Consider the following 25,756-nt stretch of genomic DNA (forward strand, 5'->3'; position numbering starts at 1 on the left):
AGGTAAGCCGATATGGCAAGGGTTCGTCACAAGCGCAAGCCGGTCGCGGAAATGAACGTGGTGCCTTACATCGACGTGATGCTGGTACTGCTGGTGATTTTCATGGTGACCGCACCGATGCTTAACCAGGGGGTCAAGGTCGACCTGCCGAAGGTGTCTAGCGAGGCGTTGCCTCAGGACAACAACAAGCAGGTCCTGACCCTTTCGGTGAAGGCCGACGGTTCCTATTACTGGAACGTCGGTAGCGAAGTGGATACTGAAAAACAGACCGATAGTGCCGTGTCGTTGGAACAGATGACCGATGCAGTCACCAAGATCATGAGTGCCCGTCCGGACACCCAGGTATTCATCCGCGGCGACAAGGCGGTGAACTATGGTGCGGTGGTTGGCGCCATGGGTGCCTTGCAGCAGGCCGGTGTGCCCAACGTCGGGTTGATTACCGAGGCCCCCTGATCTTGAAGCAACAGTTCGAACGCTCGCCTTCCGAGAGTTATTTCTGGCCCGTCGTCCTGGCGGTGGTCCTGCACGTTCTGATCTTCGCCATGCTGTTCGTCAGCTGGGCGTTTGCTCCGGAGCTTCCTCCCTCCAAGCCGATCGTGCAGGCCACGCTCTACCAGCTCAAGTCGAAGAGCCAGGCGACGACACAGACCAACCAGAAGATCGCTGGCGAGGCGAAGAAGACCGCCTCCAAGCAATACGAAGTCGAGCAGCTCGAACAGAAGAAGCTCGAGCAGCAGAAACTCGAGCAACAAAAGCTGGAACAGCAGCAGGTCGCTGCTGCGAAAGCGGCGGAACAAAAGAAGGCTGACGAGGCTCGAAAGGCCGAGGCCCAGAAAGCCGCCGAGGCGAAAAAGGCCGATGAAGCCAAGAAAGCTGCCGAGGCCAAGGCCGCCGAACAGAAGAAGCAGGCTGACATAGCCAAGAAGCGCGCCGAGGACGAGGCCAAGACAAAGGCCGCTGAGGACGCCAAGAAAAAGGCAGCCGAGGACGCGAAGAAGAAAGCGGCCGAGGAGGCCAAGAAGAAGGCTGCTGCGGAAGCGGCGAAGAAGAAAGCCGCCGTCGAGGCCGCCAAGAAAAAGGCCGCCGCCGCTGCCGCGGCAGCCCGCAAGGCTGCCGAGGACAAGAAGGCGCAGGCATTGGCCGAGTTGCTTTCGGATACGACCGAGCGCCAGCAGGCCCTGGCCGACGAGGTGGGCAGCGAGGTCACCGGCAGTCTCGACGACCTGATCGTCAACCTGGTGAGCCAGCAGTGGCGGCGTCCTCCATCGGCGCGTAATGGAATGAGCGTAGAAGTACTGATCGAAATGCTGCCGGACGGTACCATCACCAATGCCAGCGTCAGCCGTTCGAGTGGCGACAAGCCTTTCGACAGTTCGGCGGTGGCGGCGGTGCGCAACGTCGGCCGTATTCCCGAGATGCAGCAATTGCCGCGGGCTACCTTCGACAGCCTGTATCGTCAGCGCCGCATCATCTTTAAACCGGAGGATTTGAGTCTGTGAGTACCCTGATTCGCATTGCGCTGTTCGCCCTGGCCCTGGTGGCAGGTGCTGCGCAGGCTGCCGACCCGCTGGTGATCTCCAGCGGTAACGACCGTGCCATTCCCATCGCCGTGGTGCCGTTCGGCTTCCAGGGGGGCAACGTGTTGCCGGAAGACATGTCCAATATCATCGGCAACGACCTGCGCAACTCCGGCTACTTCGAGCCGCTGCCCCGGCAGAACATGATCAGCCAGCCGGCGCAGGCCAGCGAAGTGATCTTCCGTGACTGGAAGGCAGTTGGCGTCAACTACGTGATGGTCGGCAACATCGTGCCTGCCGGCGGACGCCTGCAGGTGCAGTACGCATTGTTCGATGTCGGCACCGAGCAGCAGGTCCTGACCGGCAGCGTGACCGGCAGCACCGATCAGCTCCGCGACATGTCGCACTACATCGCCGACCAGTCGTTCGAGAAGCTCACCGGTATCAAGGGCGCGTTCTCCACCAAGATGCTCTATGTCACCGCCGAGCGTTTCTCGGTCGACAACACCCGCTACACCTTGCAGCGCTCCGACTACGACGGCGCCCGCCCGGTGACCCTGCTGCAGTCGCGCGAGCCCATCGTGTCGCCGCGCTTCTCGCCCGATGGCCGCCGTATCGCCTATGTCTCCTTCGAACAGAAGCGCCCGCGTATCTTCATCCAGTACGTCGATACTGGCCGTCGTGAGCAGATCACCAATTTCGAGGGCCTGAATGGCGCTCCGGCATTCTCCCCTGACGGCAACCGCCTGGCCTTCGTCCTGTCGCGCGACGGCAACCCGGAAATCTACGTCATGGACCTTGGCAGCCGCGCCCTGCGCCGCTTGACCAACAACCTGGCGATCGATACCGAACCCTTCTGGGGCAAGGACGGCTCTACCCTGTACTTCACCTCGGACCGTGGCGGCAAGCCGCAGATCTACAAGATGAACGTGAACAGCGGTGCCGTGGACCGGGTAACCTTCATCGGCAACTACAACGCCAACCCGAAACTCTCGGCCGACGAGAAGACCCTGGTAATGGTCCACCGCCAGCAGGGCTACACCAACTTCCAGATTGCCGCCCAGGACCTCCAGCGCGGCAATCTGCGGGTGCTGTCGAACACCACTCTGGACGATTCGCCCACTGTTGCGCCCAATGGCACCATGCTAATCTACGCCACCCGCCAGCAGGACCGGGGCGTGCTGATGCTCGTATCCATCAACGGACGCGTACGGATACCTCTCCCTACCGCTCAGGGCGATGTGCGCGAGCCTTCCTGGTCCCCTTACCTGAACTGACGGTCGCCAACGGTTACAAACTTATACACTGGGGTTCATTAGGAGTTACATGATGGAAATGCTGAAATTCGGCAAATTTGCTGCGCTGGCTCTGGCCATGGCTGTGGCTGTGGGTTGCTCCTCCAAGGGCGGCGATGCTTCCGGTGAAGGTGCCAATGGCGGCGTCGACCCGAACGCAGGCTATGGCGCCAACAGCGGTGCCGTTGACGGCAGCCTGAGCGACGAAGCCGCTCTGCGTGCGATCACCACCTTCTACTTCGAGTACGACAGCTCCGACCTGAAGCCGGAAGCCATGCGCGCTCTGGACGTACACGCGAAAGACCTGAAAGGCAGCGGTCAGCGCGTAGTGCTGGAAGGCCACACCGACGAACGCGGCACCCGCGAGTACAACATGGCTCTGGGCGAGCGTCGTGCCAAGGCCGTTCAGCGCTACCTGGTGCTGCAGGGCGTTTCGCCGGCCCAGCTGGAACTGGTTTCCTATGGTAAAGAGCGTCCGGTCGCTACCGGCCACGACGAGCAGTCCTGGGCTCAGAACCGTCGCGTCGAGCTGAAGAAGTAAGAAGTCGTTATGCCCAAGCACCTGCGTGTCCTGACGTTCCTCGCGCTCAGCCTGCCATTAGCGGCCTGGGCGGAAGTTCCCGTGTATGACGGCGTTGCCGCCAACAATGGCGGCAACGTTCCTCCTTCCGGGTATGGCACGGCAGGTGCCGGCGGCGCCTTTGCCGGAGGTGGGGTGACAACCCCCACCTCCGTGCAGGGCGAACTGTTCATGCAGCTCCAGCAGATGCAGGACGAGTTGGCTCGCCTGCGTGGCACGCTCGAGGAGCAGCAGAACCAGATCCAGCAGCTCAAGCAGGAAAGCCTGGAACGCTACCAGGACCTCGACCGTCGGATTTCCGGTGGTGGCGCTCCCGCTGCACAGAATTCCGCACCCGCTGGCGCCATCAACGCCAATGGGGCGCCTGCGGCTCCCGCAGGCAACAACGCACCGGCGCCGAGCAGCGAGCCGGGCGACCCGGCGAAGGAGAAGCTCTACTACGATGCGGCCTTCGACCTGATAAAGAGCAAGGATTTCGACAAGGCGAGCCAGGCGTTCAATGCCTTCTTGCGCAAGTACCCGAACAGCCAGTACTCCGGCAACGCCCAGTACTGGCTCGGCGAGGTGAACCTGGCCAAGGGCGACCTGCAAGGTGCCGGCCAGGCCTTCGCGCGGGTCAGCCAGAGCTACCCCAGCAGCCAGAAGGTGCCCGACTCTCTGTACAAGCTGGCGGACGTCGAGCGTCGCCTGGGTAACAACGACAAGGCCAAGGGTATCCTCCAGCAGGTCATTTCCCAGTACCCGGGCACTTCGGCCGCTCAACTGGCGCAGCGCGATCTCAAGAACCTTCGCTGATCCCGTTCCCGATGAACAAACCCGCGCCTGTCGCGGGTTTTTTCGTTAGAATCGGCGCCCCCGTGAAGCTGCATGGTTTCAGCTCGGCTGATCTTCGTGCCTCTCCTCGCGAGACCTTCCGGGATTTCGAGCGCCACGACAGGATACGTCCCGTGGCGTTCCTTCATTTACCGCAACGGAGGCGGACGACCTGTTCAGTCGTCACGCCCGTGGCTGAATATGCAACAGACCCTGCGCATCACCGAGATTTTCTACTCGTTGCAGGGGGAAACACGTACCGCCGGCTTGCCGACGGTCTTCGTGCGCCTGACCGGCTGCCCCTTGCGCTGTCACTATTGCGATACCGCCTATGCCTTCAGCGGCGGCGACGTCGTTAGCCTGGACGCCATTTTCGAGCGGGTTGCCGCCTACAAGCCCCGCTACATCTGCGTGACCGGCGGGGAGCCGCTGGCCCAGCCGAATTGCATCTCTCTGCTGGAACGGCTCTGCGACGCCGGCTACGAGGTTTCCCTGGAAACCAGCGGGGCTCTCGACGTGTCACGGGTCGACCCGCGCGTAAGCAAGGTTCTCGACCTCAAGACGCCGGGATCTGGCGAGGTCGGACGCAACCGATACGAAAATATCCCGTTGCTGACCGACAACGATCAGGTGAAGTTCGTCGTCTGTTCGCGAGAGGACTACGACTGGGCGGTATCCAAGCTGATCGAGTACCGCCTCGACCAGCGTGCCGGTGAAGTCCTGTTCTCGCCGAGCCACCATCAGGTCAGCGCGCGAGAACTGGCCGATTGGATCGTGGCCGACAACCTGCCGGTCCGCCTGCAATTGCAACTGCACAAGATTCTCTGGAACGACGAACCGGGCCATTGAGACGAGGAATTCATCATGAACCAGAAGAAAGCGGTCATCCTGCTCTCCGGCGGCCTCGACTCCGCCACCGTTGTCGCCATGGCCAAGGCCGACGGCTACGCCTGCTACACCATGAGTTTCGACTACGGCCAGCGCCATCGCGCCGAGCTGCAGGCCGCCGAGCGCGTGGCCCGGCAGTTGGGCGTGATCGAGCACAAGGTGATAGGGCTCGACCTCAATGGCATGGGCGGCTCGGCATTGACCGACGAGAGCATCGCGGTGCCCGAGTCGCCTAGCGAAGGTATACCGGTGACTTACGTGCCGGCGCGCAATACGGTGTTCCTCTCGCTCGCCCTGGGCTGGGCCGAGGTCCTGGATGCCCGTGACATCTTCATCGGTGTGAATGCGGTGGATTACTCTGGTTATCCGGATTGTCGCCCTGAGTTCGTCGAGGCTTTCGAACGCATGGCGAATCTGGCAACCAAGGCGGGCGTGGAAGGCAATGGCTTCCGCATCCAGGCGCCGCTGCAGTATCTGTCCAAGGCGCAGATCATCCAGGTGGGCGTGGCGCGTGGGGTGGATTACGGCCTGACGGTGTCCTGTTATCAAGCCGATGAGCAGGGACGTGCGTGCGGCAAATGCGATAGCTGCCGGCTGCGTGCGGATGGCTTCGCGGCGGCTGGTATTTCCGACCCGACGCCATATTTCTGAAAAAAATTCACGAGGGGTGTTGTTTTTACGTTAGAAATCAGTATTATACGCCTCGCGTTGGGTCGTTAGCTCAGTCGGTAGAGCAGTTGGCTTTTAACCAATTGGTCGTAGGTTCGAATCCTACACGACCCACCATTTTCGAAGGGGCGAGTTGCACAGGCCTAGGAAGGGGTGTTGCACCTTTTACTTGTCCAGCAGCCGTCTGGGCCGAACATTAGGCCCGCATTGACGTGATGTCAATATGGAATAGCCCGCCTGTTTAGGTGGGTTTTTCTGTTTCTAAGGCCCTGAAACCACTCTGCAGGCGTAGCAATGCGCCCTCGACGTAATCAGCGATTACAGCGGGTACTGCGGTGTTGGCCTTGAAATTGCGCGGCTCTGCCAGCACGCCGGCGCTGGAACCCAGGCGCTCTCGGTAATTCCAGATTTTTCCTACAGGCCTAGCGATCTGCTGGGAGGCGCGGCTACCTTTCGTCCGGTAGCCGGCCTCTCAGTACCGGTATCGCTAGGCGAGACTGCATCGGGCGGCAGATCCACATCCACCAGATCCGCTTATTGCAGCGGGAGCCGCGGATGCCGAGGCGGCACGGTTCGATAAGTGTTGAGCCATCAGAGTGAACAGCACGCTTTGCTCGAAGGTGTCAGGTGGCTGTGGTAGCGCTTCTTCCCACACGGTTGGACCTCCCTGAATGCCTGTCCCTGGTGTGTGCTCCCTTGGTTCTGCAGGCGCTGTCCTGGCCTCCGGCGGCGGTACTTCACCCATTCGAGCGAGAGGTTGCCTGCATGGCTTCGGTTTGGCAGAGGCCTGCGGGGAGCCGCTGTAATCCACCTTTCTGACGTTCTCTAGCGCGCCTTGGGCCAGGCTCCTAGCATGCAGCACGGCACGCATGTGGTCGTAGTCGGCCTCGATGTAGCTCATCGTGGTCTGGATATTCGAGTGGTTGAGTAGGCACTTCGTCAGGTGGATGTTCCGCTCGGGTGCCTTCATCAAGTCGGTGGCCAGGGTGTGCCGGAAACGGTGCGGGGTCATCCGCACCCCAACCTGTTCGGTCAGCTTCCGGTACATGGCTTCGACCTGGTCGGAGTTCATCACCTTGCTCTTGTAGTGCGGTGAGAACCGGTTGACGTTGAACAACTGATCATCATCGGCGAACCCGGCTTTATCGGCCTCCTTCAGGAGCCGCGATAGGTGAGGCACAAGCCCCTCCGTTATTGGCACTACGAACTCTTTATGAGTTTTCTCTGTTTCGCCGCGGATGAGGATCAGTTGATTATCCCAGTCGATGTCGCGCTTGCGGATGCACAGCAGCGCGTTCAACCGGATGCCGGTGTAGTAGAAGACCTCAAACGTGCAAAGCCAGAACCAGGCGGGAGTGATGCGTGCGCGATCGCCGGTGCAGCGCTCTGCGCCGACCTGCATGTTGAGCCAATTGCGGGCGCGCAGGATGGCTTCGGCTGCGACGGTTTTGCTTGCTCGCCTGGGGGGGATGACGGTGGTCTTTCTGAACGGGTTGACTTGGGAGTGCGTCACCAGCTCGTGCTCGATGGCATAGCCCCAGATCGTTCGCAGATGATTCGAATACGTGTTCCAGCTCCGCTTGGACAGGCCTTGTTCCAGTACCTTGCGCCGCCATCCCAGGACAGCCCTGTGGTCCACGTCCTGTACGGTTGCCGTAGGACCGAAGTGCTTGAGCAGCGCCTTGGTCGCGGCGCGGTAGATCTTCGCGCTGGCTTCCCGGAGATCGTGCGCGAAGATGTACTCCTCGGTGAGCTGCTGCGGCGTCATTCCACACCTCCTTCGGCATCGGTGATGACCGTGAGGCTTGGGTTGCCCAGAGGCTGCTCAGGGAACAGCAATTTGGGGTCGTGGAGCAGGTAAGCCTTGAGCTCTTTCGTCTTGCGAGGACCAGAAACCTTGATGGTCCAGATGTTCAGGTTTTTACTGGTCTTCCGGTGTAGACCCTGTTTCTCGAACGCGCGCTGCACCAGCTTCCAGCCGGTCGTATCCTTGGCCTGGGCCAGCTTTTCGAGCTCTGGATGCTCCTGGACATAACGCTTGAAGATTCCTGGCGTGACCAGCATGGCGGTCCCGTCGACGGTATGCACCAAGGCTTTGGTGTCGTTGATGAACAGGCGACGGGTCGCGATACCAGATTTCATCCAGCCAACGAATCCCTGTCCCAGATCAGTGCTTCTGCTAGGCATAAATACATCTTCAACTGCTTCAGGAGCGCAATCTGTTGGCTCCTTGTTCCCTAGTGGCTGCTGTAGGTTCTCCTCCCCGCGAGTGTTCGTAGAAGAAGCAGCCGGTGAGTCGTGGCTAGTGTCTAGCTCTTCTGATGGCGAATTGATATTACCAAGAAGTGCGTACAAATCGTCTGTTTCTTCTTGATCATCAGTTGAGGGCTTCGCAATCGCCCGCATTTCGTTTGACGGCTTCGCAACGCTCGGTGCAGGTTGACGGAGCGTCATCTTGGCTTCTGGTACCTCTGGCTGTTCAACCGGTTCGTTGGGGGTTTCGCAGGTCGTTTCCGACTTTTCCGTGGAGGTGGTTCCATCTTCAACGACGAGTGATCCGCCGTAGGGCGCGGGACGCTCGGCAGGGTCTGTCCAGACCAAGGCTGGAGCGACCTTGAGCAACGTGAGCTTGTTTCTCCACCCGGCGCCATTGTCTATCGTGGCCGTCCAGATGGCCTTGTCCTCGGCGTTCGTCTGGATGACGGCCTGGTCCTGGAGCATGTTGAAGAATGACGCGTTGGAGGAGGGGACCCCTTCGATTCCCTGAGCCAGCAGGTAGGCCCTCAACTGATCGGCCGCGGGCTTGCTCACCAGCCAGAGTGCGTCCTGAGTCAGCCACCCGTCGGACGGGCCGCCCGGCTGATTCAGCTTGAATTTGTCCTTCACCAGGAAGCGTAGCCCGTCTGCCAACTGCCGCTGCAGCGACTGCTTCGGTGCAGCCAGCGCTCGATCCGGATTACCTCCCAACTCCTGCGCGACGGAGGCCTGGTCTGCTTTCACGATGATCTCGCCCAGGATCCCGGCGTGCTCGTACTGCCCTGCGAACAAGTAGATCAATTGAGCCCACAGCTCTGGAAAACGACTGAGCCAGTCGAGTGCAGTGCGCGGTAGCAGTTGGTGGATGAGGAGTGCTGAGGCAGCGCCGTGGAGCTGGTATTCGCGGGACTTCACGTACTTGAAGCGGTAGGGCTGGTTGATCGGTCCGTTCCAAGGGTGCCAGGTACTGCCGTCCTGCAGCTCCACCTGCAGGTCTACGACGATCTTGCCTAGGTCGTGAGCCAGGGCGCCATACGCTGCGGCGGCCGACCAGGCTTCAGTCTGGGCTGACTGTGACTCCGGCGCTGCGCCGATCGGGAGCAGGTAGGTCTGCCGTACCTTCAGTGCGTAGGCCACGATCTCCAGGCCGTGATCAATCATCCCGCCTGGATGGGCATGGTGATGGTTTTCTGAAGCCGGGAGCTGCTGGACCAGCTCGGCATAGTTGGCCAGTGGCCGCCGGTAGATCTCCTCGAATTGCTGCTTGGATAGCGAGGCGCGCTGCCAGATGTTCTCCAGTAGCTGGCGGCGGCGAGGCGTGTCGAGCAGTTCCGTACTGCTTAGAGGAAGGAGGAATACCCCTGGGGCAGCTTTGGTTGGTGGGGTGGGGGACGGCTTCCTGGATATCCAGGAAAGGAGTTGAAACATGGGAGGCTCCATCGTGATTCATGGAGCGGGCTTTTCCCTTATTCCAGGGAAGAGGAACAACAGAAAATCCTCACCTCAAGTAGTTGGTATTTTTTATGGCAAAGTGCTACTTCTGGCGCTTGTTTTTTCGTTTTTTATTCGTCGCCTTTAGTTTAAGGTATCTGAATGCTGCTTAAGCTTAGTAAGTCAATTTTGATAATTTTCCATCGCTTCAACGGGGATGAATTGGATACACTTTTTCAATAGTTACCGCGCTGGTGTAGATCAGGCTGCCGTCGCTTATTCGATACCCGGTCAAGTTAAAGCGACCCCGTTTAGTATTTGAGTCGAGATAAACTCGTAGTCGACAGTCACGTATAGGCCCGCATTCGTGTGGTAACACAAGCTTAAGTCTGGCTTGGTCAATAGGGATATGAACCTCTTTTTCACCAGTGATTTGCAGATGCACTTCCGCTTGGGCAAGGAGCTTTTCATCGCCATCGTTGAGGTGAAATCGAATGTTCTTTAGTGAAATAGCTTGGGCTTCATCCGAGAGCTTGCACCAGCCGTCAAGATTGAAAATGCTCATGATGATATCTTCCGCTGCCTTGAGAAGGTGATGATCTTAATCCTTGGGCGTGCAGAGCGTTCTCTCTGCCTTCCGCTCTTCTTGGATAAGTTAGAGCGTTGAACGGGCATGTGTCGAGGGCTAGTGCTAAATTGACGGGTTTCCGTTCGATTACTATTCATGATTATTTCTCTGATTGTTCCTGTTTACACTATATTGGTCGTTTCTTAATGCGTGCTCTGTGCGTTGTCGAACTCTTTTGGTCGTTTTGTCTCGTGGGTTTGTGCGAGGTGAATATGTACGCTGGTGCACCGACACCGTATTCTAAGTTCACCAATATGGAGGGAGGTCTATTGATCCGTCGGTGCCCAGAAGGGACCGGCATATGGCTATAGAGAGGTGTTCAACATGTGGTATCACGGCATCTTACAGCCAACGCTGTGGCAACTGATTGTCGCGACTTTGGCGCTGACCCATGTCAGTATCATCAGTGTGACGCTATATCTGCATCGCCATTCAGCTCATCGCTCGGTGCAATTGCACCCTGCGCTAAAGCACTTCTTCCGTTTCTGGCTGTGGCTGACGACGGGAATGAACACCCGTGCGTGGACGGCCGTTCATCGCCGGCATCATGCCTGCTGCGAAACGCCCGACGATCCGCACAGCCCGAGGTTCAAGGGGCTGCTCACGGTGTTGCTGCGAGGTGCCGAGCTGTATAGAGCCGAGGCTCGCAATCCGGAAACCTTGCAGACCTATGGCCGAGGCTGCCCGGACGACTGGCTGGAGCGTCGCCTCTACAGTAGGTTTCCGAACGCCGGGCTGGGCCTCATGCTCGGTGTGGACTTGGTTTTATTCGGCGTCGCGGGGCTGACAGTCTGGGCGCTGCAGATGATCTGGATCGCCTTCTGGGCTGCCGGTGTGATCAACGGTCTGGGCCATGCTTTCGGCTATCGCACCTTCGAATGCCCGGACGATTCGAGCAATCTGCTGCCGTGGGGAGTCCTCGTCGGCGGCGAGGAGTTGCATAACAACCATCATGCCTACCCGGGCTCGGCCAAGCTTTCCGTGCAGGCCTGGGAGTTTGATCTGGGCTGGGCGTGGATATGTCTGCTGAGAGCACTCGGACTGGCTCAGGTCAACCGTGGGCTGCCCACCATCCAGTGGGACTGTGACAAGCGAGCGCTGGATCTGGAAGCCAGCGGAGTCATCCTGCGCAATCGTCTGCTGGTCATGGCCCAATACGGGAAACGGGTAATGCGGCCGCTGGCACGCGAAGAAAGCGCTCGCTGTGATGCGGCGACCCGGCATTTGCTGCGGCGCGCCAGCCGTTTGCTGGTGCGGGACCCAGACAGGCTGAGCGATCTGCAGCAGAGCCTGTTCCATTCAGCTGTCGGCAGGAGCCAGGTGATGCAGCTAGCCTGCGCGCATCGCCTGGCGTTACAGCGCACATGGAGCGATGCGGGGGCTGACCTGGGCGAAGTACATGCGGCGTTGAAACGCTGGGTAACCGAGGCGGAAGCCAGCGGGATACGTCCGTTGAGGGAGTTTGCCGGGCTACTGTGCAGCTACAGCCTGTACGCTCCGCGGCAGATCGTGCCGTAGATTCGCCGTTGAAGCGGGCACGAGAAGTCGTGGAAGAGGGGACGTACCGGTCTGGGGATCGACTTCAAGAGGAGATCCATGTTTCATGATCGCCTGCTAGATTTGCAACGTTGCGTACGCCACTTACCGTGAACGCCAGCCTGTGGATACCGAGACTATTTTCGTGGTACCGAGCAGGGTCGACTGCGACCGGGCCTGTCGGCGTTTGCGCGAGGCGGGTGAGCGGATGGCGTTGCGTCCACTGCCTCGCTGAGCCTCTGAATGGAGCAGTCGTCGCGATACAAGGGGCGGCGGGTCAGGGGCAGAGAGCTGGGGGCTCCGTTGTGTCGGCTCGTTACGATTTGGAAGACGCCCAGTTCCCCGGCCTCGAACACCAGCGCGCTGGCGGCCATTAACAGGCGCCAGGCCCGGTAGGTGGGTTCGCCGACATATTCGACGGCAAGCCCCTGCCGCTGCTCTAGGCGAGAGACCCAAAGGCGCAGGGTCAGGCCGTAGTGACGGCGCAGTGATTCGACATCGGTGACTTCCAACTGCGCCTGTTCCATCCTGCGCACAAGGCTGCCCAGGGTATCCGGCTGGCCGTCGGTGAAGAGATAGCGATTGATCAGGCGGGCTGACGCGGTCCGTTGCCCCCCGTCCGGGCACTGAGTGATGCCCTGGTTGAGAAACAGCCCAGAATCCTTGAGAAGGCGGTGTACCGTGTCGAAGAATAGCGGCAGGTTGTCCGGGCCAAGGTGCTCGGACAGTCCGACACTGGCGATCTTGTCGTATACCTGCTGACCTTTTAGGTCGCGGTAGTCGCAGCATTCCACCGTCACTAGCGCCTGGAGCCCCGCCGCGTCTATTCGTTCGCGGGCCAGGGCCAGCTGTTCCCGGCTTAGGGTGATGCCATGGGCGTGTACCCTGTGGTATTGCGCTGCATGGAGGATCAACGCGCCCCAGCCACAACCGATATCGAGCAGGTGCTCGCCGGGATGCAGCTGGAGTTTCCGGCAGATCAGCTCAAGCTTGGCCCGTTGAGCCTGTTCGAGGCTATCGTCGATTTGCTCGAAGTAGCCGCAGGAGTAGACCATCGCCGGATCCAGCCAGAGTCCGTAGAACGCATTGGACAGGTCGTAGCGGAAGGTGGTGGCGTCGGGTTTTTCTGCGTCCGAGTGCATCCCCGTCGTAATCTGTTGGCGCAAGAACCCTTTCTGTCTGTCGGATTCCGTAGTGACCGAGCTCGGCAGCATGATGGCGCCGAACAACAGGCGTGCGCGTCGGTGCCAGACCTTGCGCTGGGTTTGCATGTGCTCCCTGAGCGCCAGGGCAGCGAAGAGGTCGCCCTCGATGTCGAAGTCGTCGCGGAAATAGGCTTCGGCCAGGCGCTGTGGGTCGCTATTGCTTAGGATCATCTTCTGTACGCCGTCCGCATGCCTGTAGACCAAGGTGAATGGGGCCTGAGTACCGGCAGTGGGCCCCAGTTGCAGGAGTGTGCCGTCCCACAGCCGAGCGTTCATACGGCTACTTGTGCCACGGAACAACTGGCCGAGCAATTTTGACGACTTGCGCGCGCTGAGGCTGCGGGCGTGGCGGGTGGTGATCTCGGCGACGTTGCGCCACTTGCCGGAGGCTGTTCGGGGGGGCAGGCGATCGCTGGCGAATAGGCGATCCCAGAACGCCGAGGTAACCCCGAAGTGCCCGGCTTGCCAGAGTGCGCTGTGATGCAGATGGTGGCATAGCTGGCGGCGAGCCAGCCAGGCGTTGCCAGAGTGATCGAAGTGATGCACGGCGTGATGGGTCAGGATGTACGCTAGGTAGCCTGACATGATGCCCAAAGCCAGCGAGGAGCCTCTCCAGGGGCCGAGTGCGAGCAGCGCTGGTAGGTAGACCAGGCCGATGAACAGGGCCGCACTGGACAGGGTGGATAGCCCTATCAGCGCGCCGGGCCGTTGGTGATGGGACTGGTGCCATTGGCGAAAGGGTGATAGTCCGTGGAGGACAAAGCGATGCAGGAGGTATTCCAGCAGCGACCATGCCACCAGACCTAACGCGGCCAGCAGCAGGCATTCCAGACGCAGTTCTGCGGGGCAGAAAAGGCCGAGCCAAACGGCCAGCACCAGTACCCCGACAACGTAGAAGGCGATATCGGTCCGGTGTACGAGCTTACTGTGTTCGAGCTTGAAGAGTGGCATGTCGACCTCGGTTCATCCGGAGCGGAGTGTCCTGTATGGTCCTGGCCCAGGTCTGTCTGATATCGAACTTACATCGCGAGTAACCGAGTCGAGGTGCCCGGAGCGAGGTCAGATCAGACTGATGTCCATGTGCACGCCGACCCCCACGGAACTCTCGATGACATCACGCACGAGCAGGGACTCGATTTCCGAACGGGTATTCGCCAGCAGAACGACATGGCCCTGGGCGATAGCCTGTCTGAAGGGACCGCTGACTTGGCTGACATCCACCGATGCGCCGACCGCTCCTCCGAACAGCGCTCCCAGGGCGCTGCTCCAACCCAGCAAGGCCAACGGTGCATCACCGAACAGGCTGGCCTCGGTTCGCGTCAGAGCGAATGTGACCAGCGTGCTGACGAGGAGCCCCGCTAGCGCGCCGGCTGCGCCACTTGACAGCACCTGGATGAACGAACGCCGGCGCGTTGTTGGAAGTGGAACGTCTTCAGCGCCGAGGATGCTCAACTGTTCGAGGCCGAGGCCTCGGTCGACCAGACGTTTGCGAACGCTTTCGGCCTGCGCCCGGAGGTTGAAAACGGCCGATACCTGGTGGCTGTAGCCAACCATGGCAGATCTCCCGGAAGGTATGGATTCCCAGTCTACGGGCGGGGGCCAGCGACGTCTGTGCGCAAGCGAACCCAGGGCGGCCGACCTGCGCATCGCTGCCAGGTCAGGTCGGAGTCTTTTTACCCGCAGTGGCGGCGCGCCGCGCTTCGAGAATGGCGTCGGCCCAGGCCAATGGCCACTGGACATAGCGCTGTTTGTCGAACTCCCTTTTCCAGTTTTCGGTTTCCTCCACGTTCAGTTGCGTGAAACTGTTTGAGCCTGCCTCCTTGGCTTCCCGGAACGTGGAGTACTCGACGCCGTTGTCGCCGCCGAACTTCTTCAGCGGTTCTTCCGGCATCCGCGGCTGGAACCACTCCTGGGGTTCCGCCGGTGCGTGGGCGATGAAGTAGTCGCGCAGGGTCCGTCCTTCGGGTAGATGACCTTCGGCAAGTAGCCGGGGTACGTAGATATCGTCGTCGATGTTCATGGTGTCGCCTCCGGAAGATGAAGAGGGTGAGCGGCCTGGCGCGCCGTCTCGTTGCCGTGCGACGAAATCCTCATCGGGCGGGCAGATAGGGAAGCAGGCGATCAGTCTCGCGCTTGACCACCGCGTAGCATTCGCAACAGAGCGCTTCCAATTGCGGACGGTCGAGAACGGTGATGTGCCCTCGGCTGTACTTGATCACGCCGAGTTTCTGCAGCTTGCCGGCCGCTTCGGTGACGCCTTCGCGGCGGACCCCCAGCATGTTGGCGATGAGTTCCTGGGTCATGCTCAACTGGTTGCTGGGTAGCCGGTCGAGCGACAGCAGCAGCCAGCGGCAGAGTTGCTGGTCGATCGAGTGATGGCGGTTGCACACCGCGGTCTGAGCCATCTGGGTGATCAACGCCTGGGTGTAGCGGAGCATCAACTGCAGCATCTCGCCATGCCGATTGAACTCGTCCTTCAGCTTCTGTCCGGGCAATCGGTAGGCATGCCCAGCGCTTTGCACAATGGCGCGGCTCGGAGTGCTTTCCCCACCCATGAACACCGCCACGCCGATGAGTCCTTCGTTGCCGACGACGGATATCTCCGCGGAGGCGCCGTCCTCCATGACATACAGCAGCGAAACGATGGCGTCGGTGGGGAAGTAGACATGTCGGAGGGCATCGCCCGATTCATAGAGGACCTTGCCGAGCGGCAGTGTAACTCGCTCCAGGTGCGGGATCAGACGCTCTTGTATCTCCTGGGTAAGCGCGGCGAGCAGATGGTTCTGCAGGGGAGAAACGTCATTGGTCATGTCGGCCACCAGTGGGTTCCCTGTGGTGGTTAGGCGTGATTGCGCTTGACATTGCCAGTGGAGTGGGCGCAGGGGAAACGCAGGGCGCTGAGATATTTTCGAGGATCAGCTCTGACAGTGTAGCCGCAATGGCCAGGAAAAGCGTGGCTAGCGATGAGAGGCGGAACGGAAGGGCGAATCCCCCTTGGGAGGGATTCGCTTAGAAGTGATGTGGCTAGGGGGCGATGTCCAGGCGCAGATCACGGATGAGCTGGGTCACCGCTTCGGGTGTACGCCACTGTTCGGTGCCTATGCCGGTGCTGAATGCCTCGATGGTGCCCGTCAAGGCATTACCCAGCAGGATGCTCATCGCTCCGTCCCGGTCTCGTGTGCAACTGCACGTGAACGGTGAGAAGGAGGGTTCGATGAGCTGCCGGGCCTGCTCAAAGGTCAGTCTCATGTGCCAGGCTCGCTCATTTCTGTTGTGAAGACGGCCCCTGGTGCCCGGCTTCCTGGCTCATCAGGTCGTCGTCACCGCGGGCGGCCTGCGGTTGTTGCCCATTCTTCACGGGATCGCGAGTTGCCTTGGCGTCTGACTCCGGCTTCTGTTCAGAGGGCTTGCGCTCGGAGTAGCGTTCCGCCTTGCTGGGGCTGGCAGGGGGCTGGCCGGACTGGTGCTCGGGGGGGCTGTTGGCGCCATTACCATTGCGCGGCGCTTGCTTGGTGTGCTTGTCCATGATGTTGCCTCGGATCGTGTCCCGCGCTCGGCGAAAGTGTCGAACGCTGGGACAGGCATTGTGGTGAGCCGCGGTCTTGCTGTCGGTGCGTTGCCGCACCCAGGCGCAACCCGGCGCTTCGACTCAGTAGGGGAGCGGCGCTAAGTGTGGCAGCGCACCGACCCGGCCACCTGAGACGGTGCAGGCTGGAAAAGCCAGGGGTCGGCAATCGTGCCGGTGCCGGTTTGCAGTGGAGTTCATCATGAATACCCCTACGGAGCCCTCGTCAGCCACGTCCGGACCCATTTGGGACGCACATCGTGCCGAAGGATCGACGGAGCCTGGCACCGACGATGCCCATACTCTGTTGCCGCCGTATCCTCCGGCTGCACTGCCGGTCTGGCTTGCCAGCGAATGGGCGTGGCTGGGCGAACGCGGACGGGCGGTCGCGTGTCTTTCTCGGCAGTGCTATGCCGGGACCCGTGCATGGGTCTTGAAGCTCCTGCCAAAACATTCCCGTTGAGCCGTCATTCAGAACAGGTGCCTGGCGCACCTGGAGTGGGCTTCGCGAGGACCTCGTCGAGGGTGGCAGATCTGCTTGGCCGACTCTGCTGGCGGCGCACCTCCCCGCCGTGGAACGACCGGGCCCCGGTACGCGAGGAACTGTTCGGCGTCGAACGCCTCGAGCAGCACGGAGAAAGCCTGGCCGCAGCCCAGCCGGTCACTGCGTGTCCTCCCATCGTCCGCCCCCTGCGCAGGCGTCTTGCTGACAACGCGGCGGCGCTGCTGACGGCATACCGGGCCAGCGCCAGCGAACTGGAGCGAGGACGCAGGGTGGTGCCCGCCGCTGAATGGCTGCTGGATAATTACCACGTGGTGGAAGAGCAGATCCGCGAGATCCGCGACGACCTGCCTCCCGGCTATTACCGGCAGTTGCCCAAGCTCGCGTCGGGCCCCTTTGCTGGCTACCCGAGGGTCTTCGGGTTGGCATGGGCTTTCGTCGCGCATACCGACAGCCATCTCGATCTTGAGTTGTTGCGGTGTTTCATCGCCGCCTACCAGCGTGTCCAACCGCTGAGCATCGGGGAACTATGGGCGGTGGCGATCACCTTGCGCATCGTCCTTGTCGAGAACCTGCGGCGCCTGGTGGACCAAATCGGCCAGGGAAGGGCCGAGCGGGCCGAAGCCGATGCCCTGGCAGATGCCCTTCTGACGCCCGGCTGCGCCGCCTCGGCACTGGCAACGGACATCGCCCGACGCTCGCCGGCAGCCTTATCGGAGATCTTCGCCGCCCAGTTGGCCAGGCGCCTGCGCGATCAGGACCCGAAGACAAATCCAGCGCTCAACTGGTTGGACGAGCGGCTCCAACAGCAAGGCAGTTCGGTGGAGCAGGCGGTGCAGCACGCGCAGCAGCGGCAGGGCGCCTCGAACGTCAGCGTGCGTAACGTCATTACCAGCATGCGCCTGATCTCTGCCATCGACTGGGCGAAACTGTTCGAAAGCGTGAGCCTGGTTGATGCCCGCTTGGATGCGGACGGCTCCTTCGGCAGGATGGACTTCCCCACCCGGAACCTCTATCGCAGCGCCATCGAGCAACTGGCCCGCAGCGCTCCGCTCAGCGAACTGGCTATCGCCGAACAGGCGCTGGCGAAGGCACGCTCCACCGCGGCGCCCGGCATACTGGGCGAACATTGGAGCGAGCCGGGCTACCACTTGATCGGCGGCGGACGTCGCGCGTTCGAAGCCCATATCGGCTTCCGGTCGCCGCCGTCATTGTGGCTCGGTCGTCTCGGCGGACGTCTGGGGATCCTCGGCTATGTCGGCGCAACGCTGCTGCTCAGCGGGCTTCTGCTCGGCGTGACCGTCTACGTCCTGCAGGTGCCGGGGCTGGGAGACGGTGGGTGGCAGTGGCTGGCGCTGGTAGGTGCCCTGTTCGTTCCGTTCAGCGAGGCCGCGGTGGCGTTGGTCAACCGTGCGGTAACCGGTGGAGTGAGAGCTGCCATCCTACCGGGACTGGAACTGGCCGATGGAATACCGGAGGAGCTTCGGACCCTGGTCGTGGTGCCGACCCTGCTGGGCGGCGAAGCGGAGCTGCTGGAGCAGATCGAGCAACTGGAGGTGCATTATCTAACCGGCACTCGCGGCGATCTCAGCTTCGCCCTCCTGGCCGATGGCATTGATGCGCGACAGTCCGTGCTCGAGCGCGACGTTCGGCTGCTGAAACTGGGCGCCGCAGCGATCGAACGGCTCAACCGGCGCCATGCTCCGGCCCCCGGCGGGCCGCGTTTCCTATTGCTGTACCGGCAGCGCCGGTTCAATCCGCAAGAACGGTGCTGGATAGGCTGGGAGCGCAAGCGTGGCAAGCTACATGAGCTGAACCGCCTCTTGCGGGGCGCGACCGACACCAGCTTCGCCAGCCTCGGCGAGTCAGGACCGACGGTGCCTTCCGGGGTGCGGTTCGTCATTACCCTGGATGCTGACACACGTCTGCCACGCGAGACGTTGCGGCGTCTGATCGGCAAGATGGCCCACCCTTTGAACCAGCCGCTGTTCGAGGCGGAGACTCAGCGCGTAGTTAGTGGCTACGCTATCCTCCAGCCCCGGGTTACGCCGGCACTGCCGCTTGGCCGAGAAGGCTCGCTTTATCAGCGGGTGTTCTCCGGGCCGGGTGGAATGGATCCATATGCAGCCGCGGTTTCGGATGTCTACCAGGACCTGTTCGGCGAAGGCTCTTACACCGGCAAGGGTATCTACGATGTAGATGCCTTTGAAGCCGCCATGGCCGGCCGCATCGGTGAAAACAGCGTTCTCAGTCATGATTTGTTCGAGGGCATATTCGCCCGTGCAGGACTGGCTTCCGATGTGGAGGTGGTTGAGGAAGCGCCGGCGCGCTTCGATGTTGTCGCTCAACGCTTGCATCGCTGGACACGCGGTGACTGGCAACTGCTGCCATGGATCATCGGTCATTGGCGCGGTGAATGGGCAGTGCCGTGGGTCGGCCGCAGCAAGATGCTCGACAACCTGCGCCGTTCGCTGCTTGCGCCTTCCGCCGCGCTCGCGCTGCTGTTTTCCTGGTTGCTGCCGATGCCTCAGGCGTTGTTCGGCAGCCTGCTACTGGTTGGGAGCCTGGCACTCCCGGCCTGTCTGCCGGTGTGCCTGGGACTGTGGCCACGGCGTCGCGGTATCGGCCTGCGTCATCACTTCAGCGCCTGGGCCGCCGAACTTCGGCGCGCTCTGTTACAGACGCTGCTGTCCCTGGCTTTTCTGGCCGATCAGGCTTGGCGCATGGGCGATGCGATCGTGCGGACGTTGCTGCGGATGTTCGTCACTCGTCGCCATCTGCTCGAGTGGACCACCTCCGCGCAGTCGGTGGGGAAACCGCGTCCCGGGTTGTCTATCAGCTATCTACAGATGGTTGGCGGTACCTCCCTGATACTTGGCGCGGCGGCACTGGTGCTGTATTTGCAGCCGTCCTCCCTGGCTCTGGGCGTACCCTTCATGCTGCTCTGGGCACTGGCGCCGGCCTTGGCGGTATACAGCAGTCGAGTGCCGCGGCCGTCGAAGCGCAAGGTCCTGGCGCCGGAGGAGGCAATGGGGCTGCGTTTGATCGCGCGACAGACTTGGCGATTCTTCGAAACCTTTGTCGGCGCCGAGGACAACCGGCTACCGCCGGACAATTTCCAGGACCAGCCAAGGCCCGTGGTGGCACACCGTACCTCGCCGACCAACATCGGCCTCTATCTGCTTTCCGCGGTCGCCGCTCGCGACTTCGGCTGGGCGGGCACGCAGGAAACCCTTGAGCGCCTGGAGGCGACCCTGGCGGCCATGCAGCGCCTATCGCGCCATCGGGGGCATTTCTTCAACTGGTACGCCACGCTCGACCTGCATGTGCTTGAGCCGGCCTATGTGTCCTCGGTCGACAGCGGCAACCTGGCCGGTCATCTGATCGCCTTGGCCAATGCATGCGAAGAGTGGCTCGACGAGCCGCTGTCGCCGGCTTGGCGCAACGGGTTGGGCGATACGCTGGCGCTGGTGCGGCAAGGGCTCGATGGGCTTCCCCGTGGCGCCGGACATTGGCGGCGACTACGTACGACCGTGGAAGAGATCCAGGCGCAGATCGATGGTCCGCAGTCCGCCGAGACGGGCTTGGCAGGATTGCGGCGGCTCGCGGAGAAAGCCGTGAGAGATGCCGTGGCATCGGCCCCCCGGGGAATGGACGTAGTTTCTGATGAGCTTCTGTTCTGGCTCGACGCACTGAGGAACTCCGTGGTCGAACACCAGCGTGACCGCCTGCTTTCCGCTGCGCCGTTGCTGGAGGCTCGCGTGCGGAGCGTGGCGAAGCAGGCCCGGGCCTTCGTCGCCGGGATGGATTTCGCGTTCCTCTTCAATACCGAGCGTGACCTGTTTTCTATCGGTTATTCCCTGGCCGACAACAGCCTGGACAGCAGTTGCTACGACCTGTTGGCCTCGGAGGCGCGCTTGGCCAGCCTGATAGCCATCGCCAAAGGCGATGTCCCTACCCGCCACTGGTTCCGCCTGGGTCGTACGGCGACACCGGTGGGGACGGCATCGGCGCTGATATCTTGGTCTGGCTCGATGTTCGAATATCTCATGCCATCGCTGGTCATGCGGGCGCCCGTCGGCAGCCTGCTGGAACAGAGCAATCACCTGGTGGTGGAGGTGCAGCAGGCCTACGGGCGGAAGAAAGGTGTTCCCTGGGGCATCTCGGAGTCGGCCTTCAACGCGCGGGACCTGGAGTTCACCTACCAGTACTCGAACTTCGGTGTGCCGGGGCTGGGGCTTAAGCGCGGTCTGGCCGAGAACCTGGTGGTGGCGCCGTATGCCACGGGGTTGGCGGCGATGATCAAGCCGCGTGCGGCGTTGTTTAACTACGCGCGCCTGGCCGAACTGGGTGCGCGCGGGCGCTACGGCTTCTACGAAGCGCTGGACTTCACGCCGTCGCGGCTGCCCGACGCGACGGCGGTGGCGCTCGTCCACAGCTATATGGCCCATCACCAGGGCATGAGCATCGTGGCGATCGCCAACGCCCTCGATGAGGGGCGGATGCGCACTCGCTTCCATCGCGAGCCGATGATCCGTGCGGTTGAGCTGCTGCTCCAGGAGCGCATTCCCTCCGATGTCTTCCTGGCCCATCCGCGCGCTGAGGAAGTGCGCGTCTCGTCATACGAAGCCGGAATCGAGGCCTCGACGCTTCGGCGCGTAGCATTGACGCCGGGCGAGTCACCAGTTACCCACCTGCTTTCCAACGGTCGCTATTCAGTAATGCTGTCCGCTTCGGGAGCTGGCTACAGTCGCTGGCGTGACATCGCCGTGACCCGGTGGCGAGAAGATCCGACGCGCGACGACTGGGGCTACTATGTCCTCCTGCGCGACGTTCATGACGGCCGCACGTGGGCGGCCACCACCCAGCCGAGCGGGCAGGTACCGGTCAGCGGAGAGATCCTCTTCGACGAAGACCGGGCGGAATTCAGCCGCCACGACGGTAGTCTGAGCAGCGTGCTAGAAGTCTTGGTCTCGGGCGAGGACGACGGCGAGGTGCGGCGCATTACCCTGGTCAACAACGGTCGTCGTTCACAGGAGATCGAACTGACTTCCTACGCCGAGTTGGTCCTCGCGCCGGCTGCCGCTGACGATGCCCATCCGGCGTTCTCCAAGCTCTTCGTGCAGACCGAATACGTCGCCGAGTACGCCGCCCTAGTGGCTACCCGGCGTTTGCGCTCCGGCACCGAGACGCCGGTTTGGGCCGCGCATTTCGCGGTGGTGGAGGGCGCCCTGACCGCACCTGTCGAATACGAGTCCGACCGTGCCCGCTTCCTTGGCCGCGGAAGGACCTTGCGCGATGTCTTGGCGGACCTGCGGCGGCCGTTATCCGGCAGCGCCGGCACGGTGCTCGACCCGGTTTTCTCTCTGCGCCGGCGATTGCGTATCGCGCCTGGGGAAATGGCGAGGGTGTCCTTCTGGATCGTGGTCGCTGAGACCCGCGAGGCGCTCTTCGACCTGATCGACAAACACCACGAGCGCAGCGGCTTCGACCGCGCCAGGACGCTGGCCTGGACCCAGGCGCAGGTACAATTGCGTGATCTCGATATCGCCGCCGGAGAGGCCGCCGATTTCCAGCGCCTGGCGGCGCCGCTGCTGTATGCCGACGCACGTTACCGTGCTCCGCCCGAGTCGATCCGGCACGGTTCAGGGCCTCAGTCCGGGCTCTGGCCCCTGGGGATATCCGGAGACCTGCCGATCCTGCTTCTGCGACTTGACGACAGCGACGACCTTGAACAATTGCGGCAGATCCTGAGGGCTCACCAATACTGGCGGACGAAAGGCCTGGAGGTGGACCTGGCAGTCGTCAATGAGCGCGCTTCGTCCTACATCCAGGATCTCCAGGTGGCGATCGAGACCGCCGTGCGCAGCAGCCCGTCGCGTACCCGTGAGGGCGAAGACGCGGCGCGGCGCGGTCAGGTGCACACCTTGCGCGCCGATCTCATGAGCCAGGAGGGCAGGGCGCTGTTGCTGGCGGTCGCACGCGTGGTACTGCTCGCCCGGCGAGGGCCGATCGCCAGTCAACTGGCCGCCCTGTGCTCCTCCAGGCCTATACCGACTCCGGCTGCGACTGCTGGTACGGCGCGACTGGTGGCCAGCGACGAGGGGGGGGCGGATAAGACGAGTCTGGGTGAGGCTCTCGAGTTCTTCAATGGGCTAGGTGGCTTCGGCAGTCGCGGCCAGGAGTACGTGATTCTTCTGGAAAAGGGTGAAAGCACACCAGCGCCATGGATCAATGTCATCGCCAATCCCCGGTTCGGCTTCCAGGTCTCGGCGGAGGGCAGTGGCTATACTTGGGCTGAGAACAGTCGCGAAAATCAACTGACGCCCTGGTCCAACGATCCGCTCGGCGATCCCTGCGTAGAAGCGTTCTACCTCCGCGACGAGGACAGCCGGGCGCTGTGGAGCGTCACTGCGCGGCCGATTCGCGACGATGGGCTCTACAGCGCACGCCACGGATTCGGCTACAGCCGTTTCGGCCATCGCTGCCAGGGCATCGACATGGATCTGGTGCAATTCGTCGCGCTGGCGGACCCGATCAAGATTTCCCGACTGGTGCTGCGCAACCTCTCCGGCAAGTCACGACGGCTGTCGTTCACCAGCTATGCGGAACCGGTACTCGGCAACGCCCGGGCGACATCGGCGGCCTTCATCGAGACCTGCCAGGATGTCGAAAGCGGTGCGCTGCTTGCGCGCAACCCCTGGAACGCAGCCTTTCCCGGGCGTGTCCTTTTCGCCGACCTGTGTGGCCGCCAAAGCAGCTGGAGCGGTGATCGTCGCGAATTCCTCGGGCCGCTCGGTGACCCCTCGGCGCCTGCGGCGCTGCTCGGCGAGCCGGGACTTTCCGGATGCACGAGGGCCGGGCTCGACCCGTGCATGGCGCAGCAGTGTTCGATCGAGCTGGCACCGGGGGAGGTGGTGGAAATCGTCGCATTATTCGGCCAGGCGGACTCCCTGGCTCATGCCCGTGATCTGGTCACGCGATACCGTCGGACTGATCCGGAAGAGACGCTGGCGGCTGTTGGTAGGCACTGGCGGACCTTGCTTGGAGCCGTTCAGGTGAGCAGTCCCGAGCGTTCGCTGGATATCCTGCTCAACGGCTGGCTGCTGTACCAGACCCTGGCCTGTCGCGTCTGGGCGCGCTCGGCGTTCTACCAAGCCAGCGGCGCCTATGGTTTCCGTGATCAACTGCAGGATGGCATGGCTCTGACCCTGGCCGCTCCGGCGCTGACCCGCGAACATCTTTTGCGCGCCGCCGGTCGGCAGTTCCGCGAGGGCGATGTGCAGCACTGGTGGCTGCCGCACTCGGGACAGGGGGTGAGGACGCGGATTTCCGACGACCGGGTCTGGCTGGCGTATGCTGCCTCGCTGTATCTCGAGGCGACGGCCGACATCGGGATTCTCGACGAAGTCCTGCCGTTCATCGAAGGGCCGCCGTTGCAAGAGGGCGAGCAGGACACCTTCTTCCAGCCGATGCCGTCGGAGCAGTCCGCGTCGCTATTCGAGCACTGTGCACGAGGCCTGGACCAGTGTCTGACGCTGACCGGTAAGTTGGGCTTGCCGCTGATTGGTTCCGGCGACTGGAACGACGGCATGAATCGCGTCGGTGCCGGCGGCACAGGAGAGAGCGTCTGGCTCGGCTGGTTGCTGCTGGAGACTCTCGCGCGCTTCGATGGCTATGCCCGTTCGCGTGACCCTGAGCGAGCCCGTCACTGGCGCGAACATGCCGGGCGGTTGCGTCTGGCCATGGAGCTCGAGGCCTGGGACGGCCACTGGTATCGCCGAGCGACCTTCGATGACGGAACCTGGCTGGGTTCGAAGGATGGTGAAGCCTGCCGCATCGATTCGATCGCACAGTCCTGGGCCGTCCTGGCGGGCGCCGACCCACTGCGGGCGGGAATGGCAATGACCGCACTGGAGAGGTACCTGCTACGTCCAGTCGATCGCTTGGCGCTGCTGTTTACGCCCCCTTTCGACGAGAGGGGCACGGATCCCGGCTATATCCGCGGCTACCCACCGGGCCTGCGGGAGAATGGCGGGCAATACAGCCACGCGGCCATGTGGGCGGTCCTGGCATTTGTCCGCCAGGGCAAAGGGGACAAGGCGGGGACATTGCTTTCCTTGCTCAATCCAATCAACCACGCGCTCACACCGGAACAGGTGGAACGCTATCGAGTGGAACCCTATGTGGTGGCCGCCGATATCTACTCCGAGGCGCCGCATGTCGGCCGTGGTGGCTGGACCTGGTATACCGGCTCTGCCGCCTGGATGTACCGCGCCGGACTCGAAGGTTTACTGGGAATTCGCCGGCAGGGTGCCTGGTTGCTGATTGATCCGTGCATTCCGGTGACATGGTCGGGCTTCGAGGTAAGCCTGGAGGTGGAGGGGGGGCACTACGAGATTCAGGTGGAGTCCGGAGAAGGGCGAAGCCACGGCGTGCGCGAGGCTTTCCTCGACGGCGTCGAAGTGGAGTGTATCGATGGCCAAGTGCGGGTGCCTCTCGATTGTCAGCGACACCGCTTGCGACTGAGCCTTTAGTGCAGTAACCGAAGAGGGTTAGGCTCCGGAAAATGCACATAGGCGACATGGTCTTATTGTAGTGGTCAACCCATCCCGGACAGTGGGTTGAGTTTTTCTTCGGCCACCGCAGGTGGTAACCCGTCGTTGAATTGATGCGGCCTGATCCAGTTGTAGCGGTGCATCAAGTAATGACTGATGTCCCGTTGGGCCTCCTGCGCCGTCAGATAACCCGTTGACGGGACCCACTCCGACTTCAGACTGCGGAACAGGCGCTCCATCGGCGAGTTATCCCAGCAATTCCCTCGGCGACTCATGCTCTGCTGCATCCGATAGCGCCAGAGCCGTTGCCGAA

The 25,756-nt window shown here is 62.0% G+C and carries 20 protein-coding genes and 1 tRNA gene; 11 read left to right on the top strand and 10 right to left on the bottom strand.

The window, feature by feature from the left end:
• Positions 1-12 precede the first annotated feature (12 nt).
• The 8 genes from tolR (at position 13) to LJF27_RS28335 (ending at position 5,879) form a co-directional block, all read left to right on the top strand.
• A complete protein-coding gene (gene tolR, locus LJF27_RS28300; protein ID WP_003086126.1) occupies positions 13-453 on the top strand; it encodes a protein TolR in 441 nt (146 codons plus the stop codon).
• A gap of 2 nt (positions 454-455) precedes the next feature.
• Positions 456-1,499 carry a cell envelope integrity protein TolA gene (gene tolA, locus LJF27_RS28305; protein ID WP_023116707.1) on the top strand — a complete coding sequence of 348 codons (1,044 nt, stop codon included), beginning with the start codon at positions 456-458 and terminating at the stop codon, positions 1,497-1,499.
• Entirely contained in the window at positions 1,496-2,794 is a 1,299-nt protein-coding gene (gene tolB / locus LJF27_RS28310) for a Tol-Pal system beta propeller repeat protein TolB (RefSeq protein ID WP_003086128.1), read from the top strand. Before tolA ends, tolB begins: the two co-directional genes overlap by 4 nt.
• 52 nt (positions 2,795-2,846) lie before the next feature.
• The gene (gene pal / locus LJF27_RS28315) at positions 2,847-3,353 is read left to right on the top strand and encodes a peptidoglycan-associated lipoprotein Pal (RefSeq protein WP_003111417.1); all 507 of its coding nucleotides are present in this window, start codon (positions 2,847-2,849) and stop codon (positions 3,351-3,353) included.
• A gap of 9 nt (positions 3,354-3,362) precedes the next feature.
• A complete protein-coding gene (gene ybgF / locus LJF27_RS28320; protein ID WP_003120698.1) occupies positions 3,363-4,187 on the top strand; it encodes a tol-pal system protein YbgF in 825 nt (274 codons plus the stop codon).
• 219 nt (positions 4,188-4,406) lie between these two features.
• Positions 4,407-5,054 (top strand): 7-carboxy-7-deazaguanine synthase QueE, encoded by a 648-nt coding sequence (gene queE / locus LJF27_RS28325; protein ID WP_003112571.1) that lies wholly within the window; start codon positions 4,407-4,409, stop codon positions 5,052-5,054.
• Between the two features lie 15 nt (positions 5,055-5,069).
• Complete coding sequence (queC, locus tag LJF27_RS28330; RefSeq protein ID WP_003117095.1) at positions 5,070-5,744, top strand: 7-cyano-7-deazaguanine synthase QueC; 675 nt, start codon at positions 5,070-5,072, stop codon at positions 5,742-5,744.
• 59 nt (positions 5,745-5,803) lie between these two features.
• Positions 5,804-5,879: transfer RNA gene (locus LJF27_RS28335), tRNA-Lys, on the top strand.
• A gap of 370 nt (positions 5,880-6,249) precedes the next feature.
• Here the strand turns inward: LJF27_RS28335 and LJF27_RS28340 are convergent.
• Both LJF27_RS28340 and mobH read right to left on the bottom strand, forming a co-directional pair.
• The gene (locus tag LJF27_RS28340; protein ID WP_034070292.1) at positions 6,250-7,530 is read right to left on the bottom strand and encodes a site-specific integrase; all 1,281 of its coding nucleotides are present in this window, start codon (positions 7,528-7,530) and stop codon (positions 6,250-6,252) included.
• Positions 7,527-9,446: a MobH family relaxase gene (mobH, locus tag LJF27_RS28345; RefSeq protein WP_042931279.1), complete on the bottom strand. Its 1,920-nt coding sequence runs from the start codon at positions 9,444-9,446 to the stop codon at positions 7,527-7,529. The genes LJF27_RS28340 and mobH overlap by 4 nt, the downstream gene beginning before the upstream one ends.
• On the opposite strand from mobH, the gene LJF27_RS28350 reads away from it, so the two are divergent.
• Positions 9,445-9,597 carry a hypothetical protein gene (locus LJF27_RS28350; protein ID WP_153274499.1) on the top strand — a complete coding sequence of 51 codons (153 nt, stop codon included), beginning with the start codon at positions 9,445-9,447 and terminating at the stop codon, positions 9,595-9,597. The genes mobH and LJF27_RS28350 overlap by 2 nt on opposite strands.
• A 60-nt stretch (positions 9,598-9,657) precedes the next feature.
• Here the strand turns inward: LJF27_RS28350 and LJF27_RS28355 are convergent, their stop codons facing one another.
• Positions 9,658-10,014 (bottom strand): hypothetical protein, encoded by a 357-nt coding sequence (locus LJF27_RS28355; RefSeq protein WP_015060180.1) that lies wholly within the window; start codon positions 10,012-10,014, stop codon positions 9,658-9,660.
• A gap of 387 nt (positions 10,015-10,401) precedes the next feature.
• On the opposite strand from LJF27_RS28355, the gene LJF27_RS28360 reads away from it, so the two are divergent.
• Positions 10,402-11,595 carry a DesA family fatty acid desaturase gene (locus LJF27_RS28360; RefSeq protein WP_003158139.1) on the top strand — a complete coding sequence of 398 codons (1,194 nt, stop codon included), beginning with the start codon at positions 10,402-10,404 and terminating at the stop codon, positions 11,593-11,595.
• Positions 11,596-11,750: 155 nt separating this feature from the next.
• On the opposite strand, the gene LJF27_RS28365 is transcribed toward LJF27_RS28360, so the two are convergent.
• The 6 genes from LJF27_RS28365 to LJF27_RS28390 form a co-directional block, all read right to left on the bottom strand.
• Positions 11,751-13,769, bottom strand: a complete 2,019-nt coding sequence (locus tag LJF27_RS28365) for a class I SAM-dependent methyltransferase (RefSeq protein WP_003125107.1) — start codon at positions 13,767-13,769, stop codon at positions 11,751-11,753.
• A 108-nt stretch (positions 13,770-13,877) separates the two neighbouring features.
• Positions 13,878-14,372 carry a hypothetical protein gene (locus LJF27_RS28370; protein ID WP_034070290.1) on the bottom strand — a complete coding sequence of 165 codons (495 nt, stop codon included), beginning with the start codon at positions 14,370-14,372 and terminating at the stop codon, positions 13,878-13,880.
• Between the two features lie 103 nt (positions 14,373-14,475).
• A complete protein-coding gene (locus tag LJF27_RS28375) occupies positions 14,476-14,838 on the bottom strand; it encodes a hypothetical protein (protein WP_017002336.1) in 363 nt (120 codons plus the stop codon).
• 70 nt (positions 14,839-14,908) lie between these two features.
• Entirely contained in the window at positions 14,909-15,628 is a 720-nt protein-coding gene (locus LJF27_RS28380) for a Crp/Fnr family transcriptional regulator (RefSeq protein WP_009875850.1), read from the bottom strand.
• Between the two features lie 214 nt (positions 15,629-15,842).
• A complete protein-coding gene (locus LJF27_RS28385) occupies positions 15,843-16,067 on the bottom strand; it encodes a DUF1652 domain-containing protein (protein ID WP_003456722.1) in 225 nt (74 codons plus the stop codon).
• 13 nt (positions 16,068-16,080) lie between these two features.
• Positions 16,081-16,344, bottom strand: coding sequence for a hypothetical protein (locus tag LJF27_RS28390; protein ID WP_003125104.1), 264 nt, complete (start codon positions 16,342-16,344; stop codon positions 16,081-16,083).
• 564 nt (positions 16,345-16,908) lie between these two features.
• Between LJF27_RS28390 and LJF27_RS28395 the strand changes: the two genes are divergently transcribed.
• Positions 16,909-25,422 carry a GH36-type glycosyl hydrolase domain-containing protein gene (locus tag LJF27_RS28395; RefSeq protein ID WP_034070288.1) on the top strand — a complete coding sequence of 2,838 codons (8,514 nt, stop codon included), beginning with the start codon at positions 16,909-16,911 and terminating at the stop codon, positions 25,420-25,422.
• A 65-nt stretch (positions 25,423-25,487) separates the two neighbouring features.
• On the opposite strand, the gene LJF27_RS28400 is transcribed toward LJF27_RS28395, so the two are convergent.
• The coding region (locus tag LJF27_RS28400; protein ID WP_165948786.1) for an integrase core domain-containing protein at positions 25,488-25,756 on the bottom strand (269 nt) is incomplete at its 5' end.

The organism is Pseudomonas sp. 203-8 (genome assembly GCF_020708595.1).
Classification (GTDB): Bacteria; Pseudomonadota; Gammaproteobacteria; order Pseudomonadales; family Pseudomonadaceae; genus Pseudomonas; species Pseudomonas aeruginosa.

Coding starts and splice junctions, on each gene's coding strand:
- tolR (WP_003086126.1), top strand. CDS start 13: ATGGCAAGGGTTCGTCACAAGCGCAAGCCGGTCGCGGAAATGAACGTG.
- pal (WP_003111417.1), top strand. CDS start 2,847: ATGGAAATGCTGAAATTCGGCAAATTTGCTGCGCTGGCTCTGGCCATG.
- ybgF (WP_003120698.1), top strand. CDS start 3,363: ATGCCCAAGCACCTGCGTGTCCTGACGTTCCTCGCGCTCAGCCTGCCA.
- queE (WP_003112571.1), top strand. CDS start 4,407: ATGCAACAGACCCTGCGCATCACCGAGATTTTCTACTCGTTGCAGGGG.
- queC (WP_003117095.1), top strand. CDS start 5,070: ATGAACCAGAAGAAAGCGGTCATCCTGCTCTCCGGCGGCCTCGACTCC.
- LJF27_RS28340 (WP_034070292.1), bottom strand. CDS start 7,530: ATGACGCCGCAGCAGCTCACCGAGGAGTACATCTTCGCGCACGATCTC.
- LJF27_RS28350 (WP_153274499.1), top strand. CDS start 9,445: ATGGGAGGCTCCATCGTGATTCATGGAGCGGGCTTTTCCCTTATTCCA.
- mobH (WP_042931279.1), bottom strand. CDS start 9,446: ATGTTTCAACTCCTTTCCTGGATATCCAGGAAGCCGTCCCCCACCCCA.
- LJF27_RS28355 (WP_015060180.1), bottom strand. CDS start 10,014: ATGAGCATTTTCAATCTTGACGGCTGGTGCAAGCTCTCGGATGAAGCC.
- LJF27_RS28360 (WP_003158139.1), top strand. CDS start 10,402: ATGTGGTATCACGGCATCTTACAGCCAACGCTGTGGCAACTGATTGTC.
- LJF27_RS28365 (WP_003125107.1), bottom strand. CDS start 13,769: ATGCCACTCTTCAAGCTCGAACACAGTAAGCTCGTACACCGGACCGAT.
- LJF27_RS28370 (WP_034070290.1), bottom strand. CDS start 14,372: ATGGTTGGCTACAGCCACCAGGTATCGGCCGTTTTCAACCTCCGGGCG.
- LJF27_RS28375 (WP_017002336.1), bottom strand. CDS start 14,838: ATGAACATCGACGACGATATCTACGTACCCCGGCTACTTGCCGAAGGT.
- LJF27_RS28380 (WP_009875850.1), bottom strand. CDS start 15,628: ATGACCAATGACGTTTCTCCCCTGCAGAACCATCTGCTCGCCGCGCTT.
- LJF27_RS28385 (WP_003456722.1), bottom strand. CDS start 16,067: ATGAGACTGACCTTTGAGCAGGCCCGGCAGCTCATCGAACCCTCCTTC.
- LJF27_RS28390 (WP_003125104.1), bottom strand. CDS start 16,344: ATGGACAAGCACACCAAGCAAGCGCCGCGCAATGGTAATGGCGCCAAC.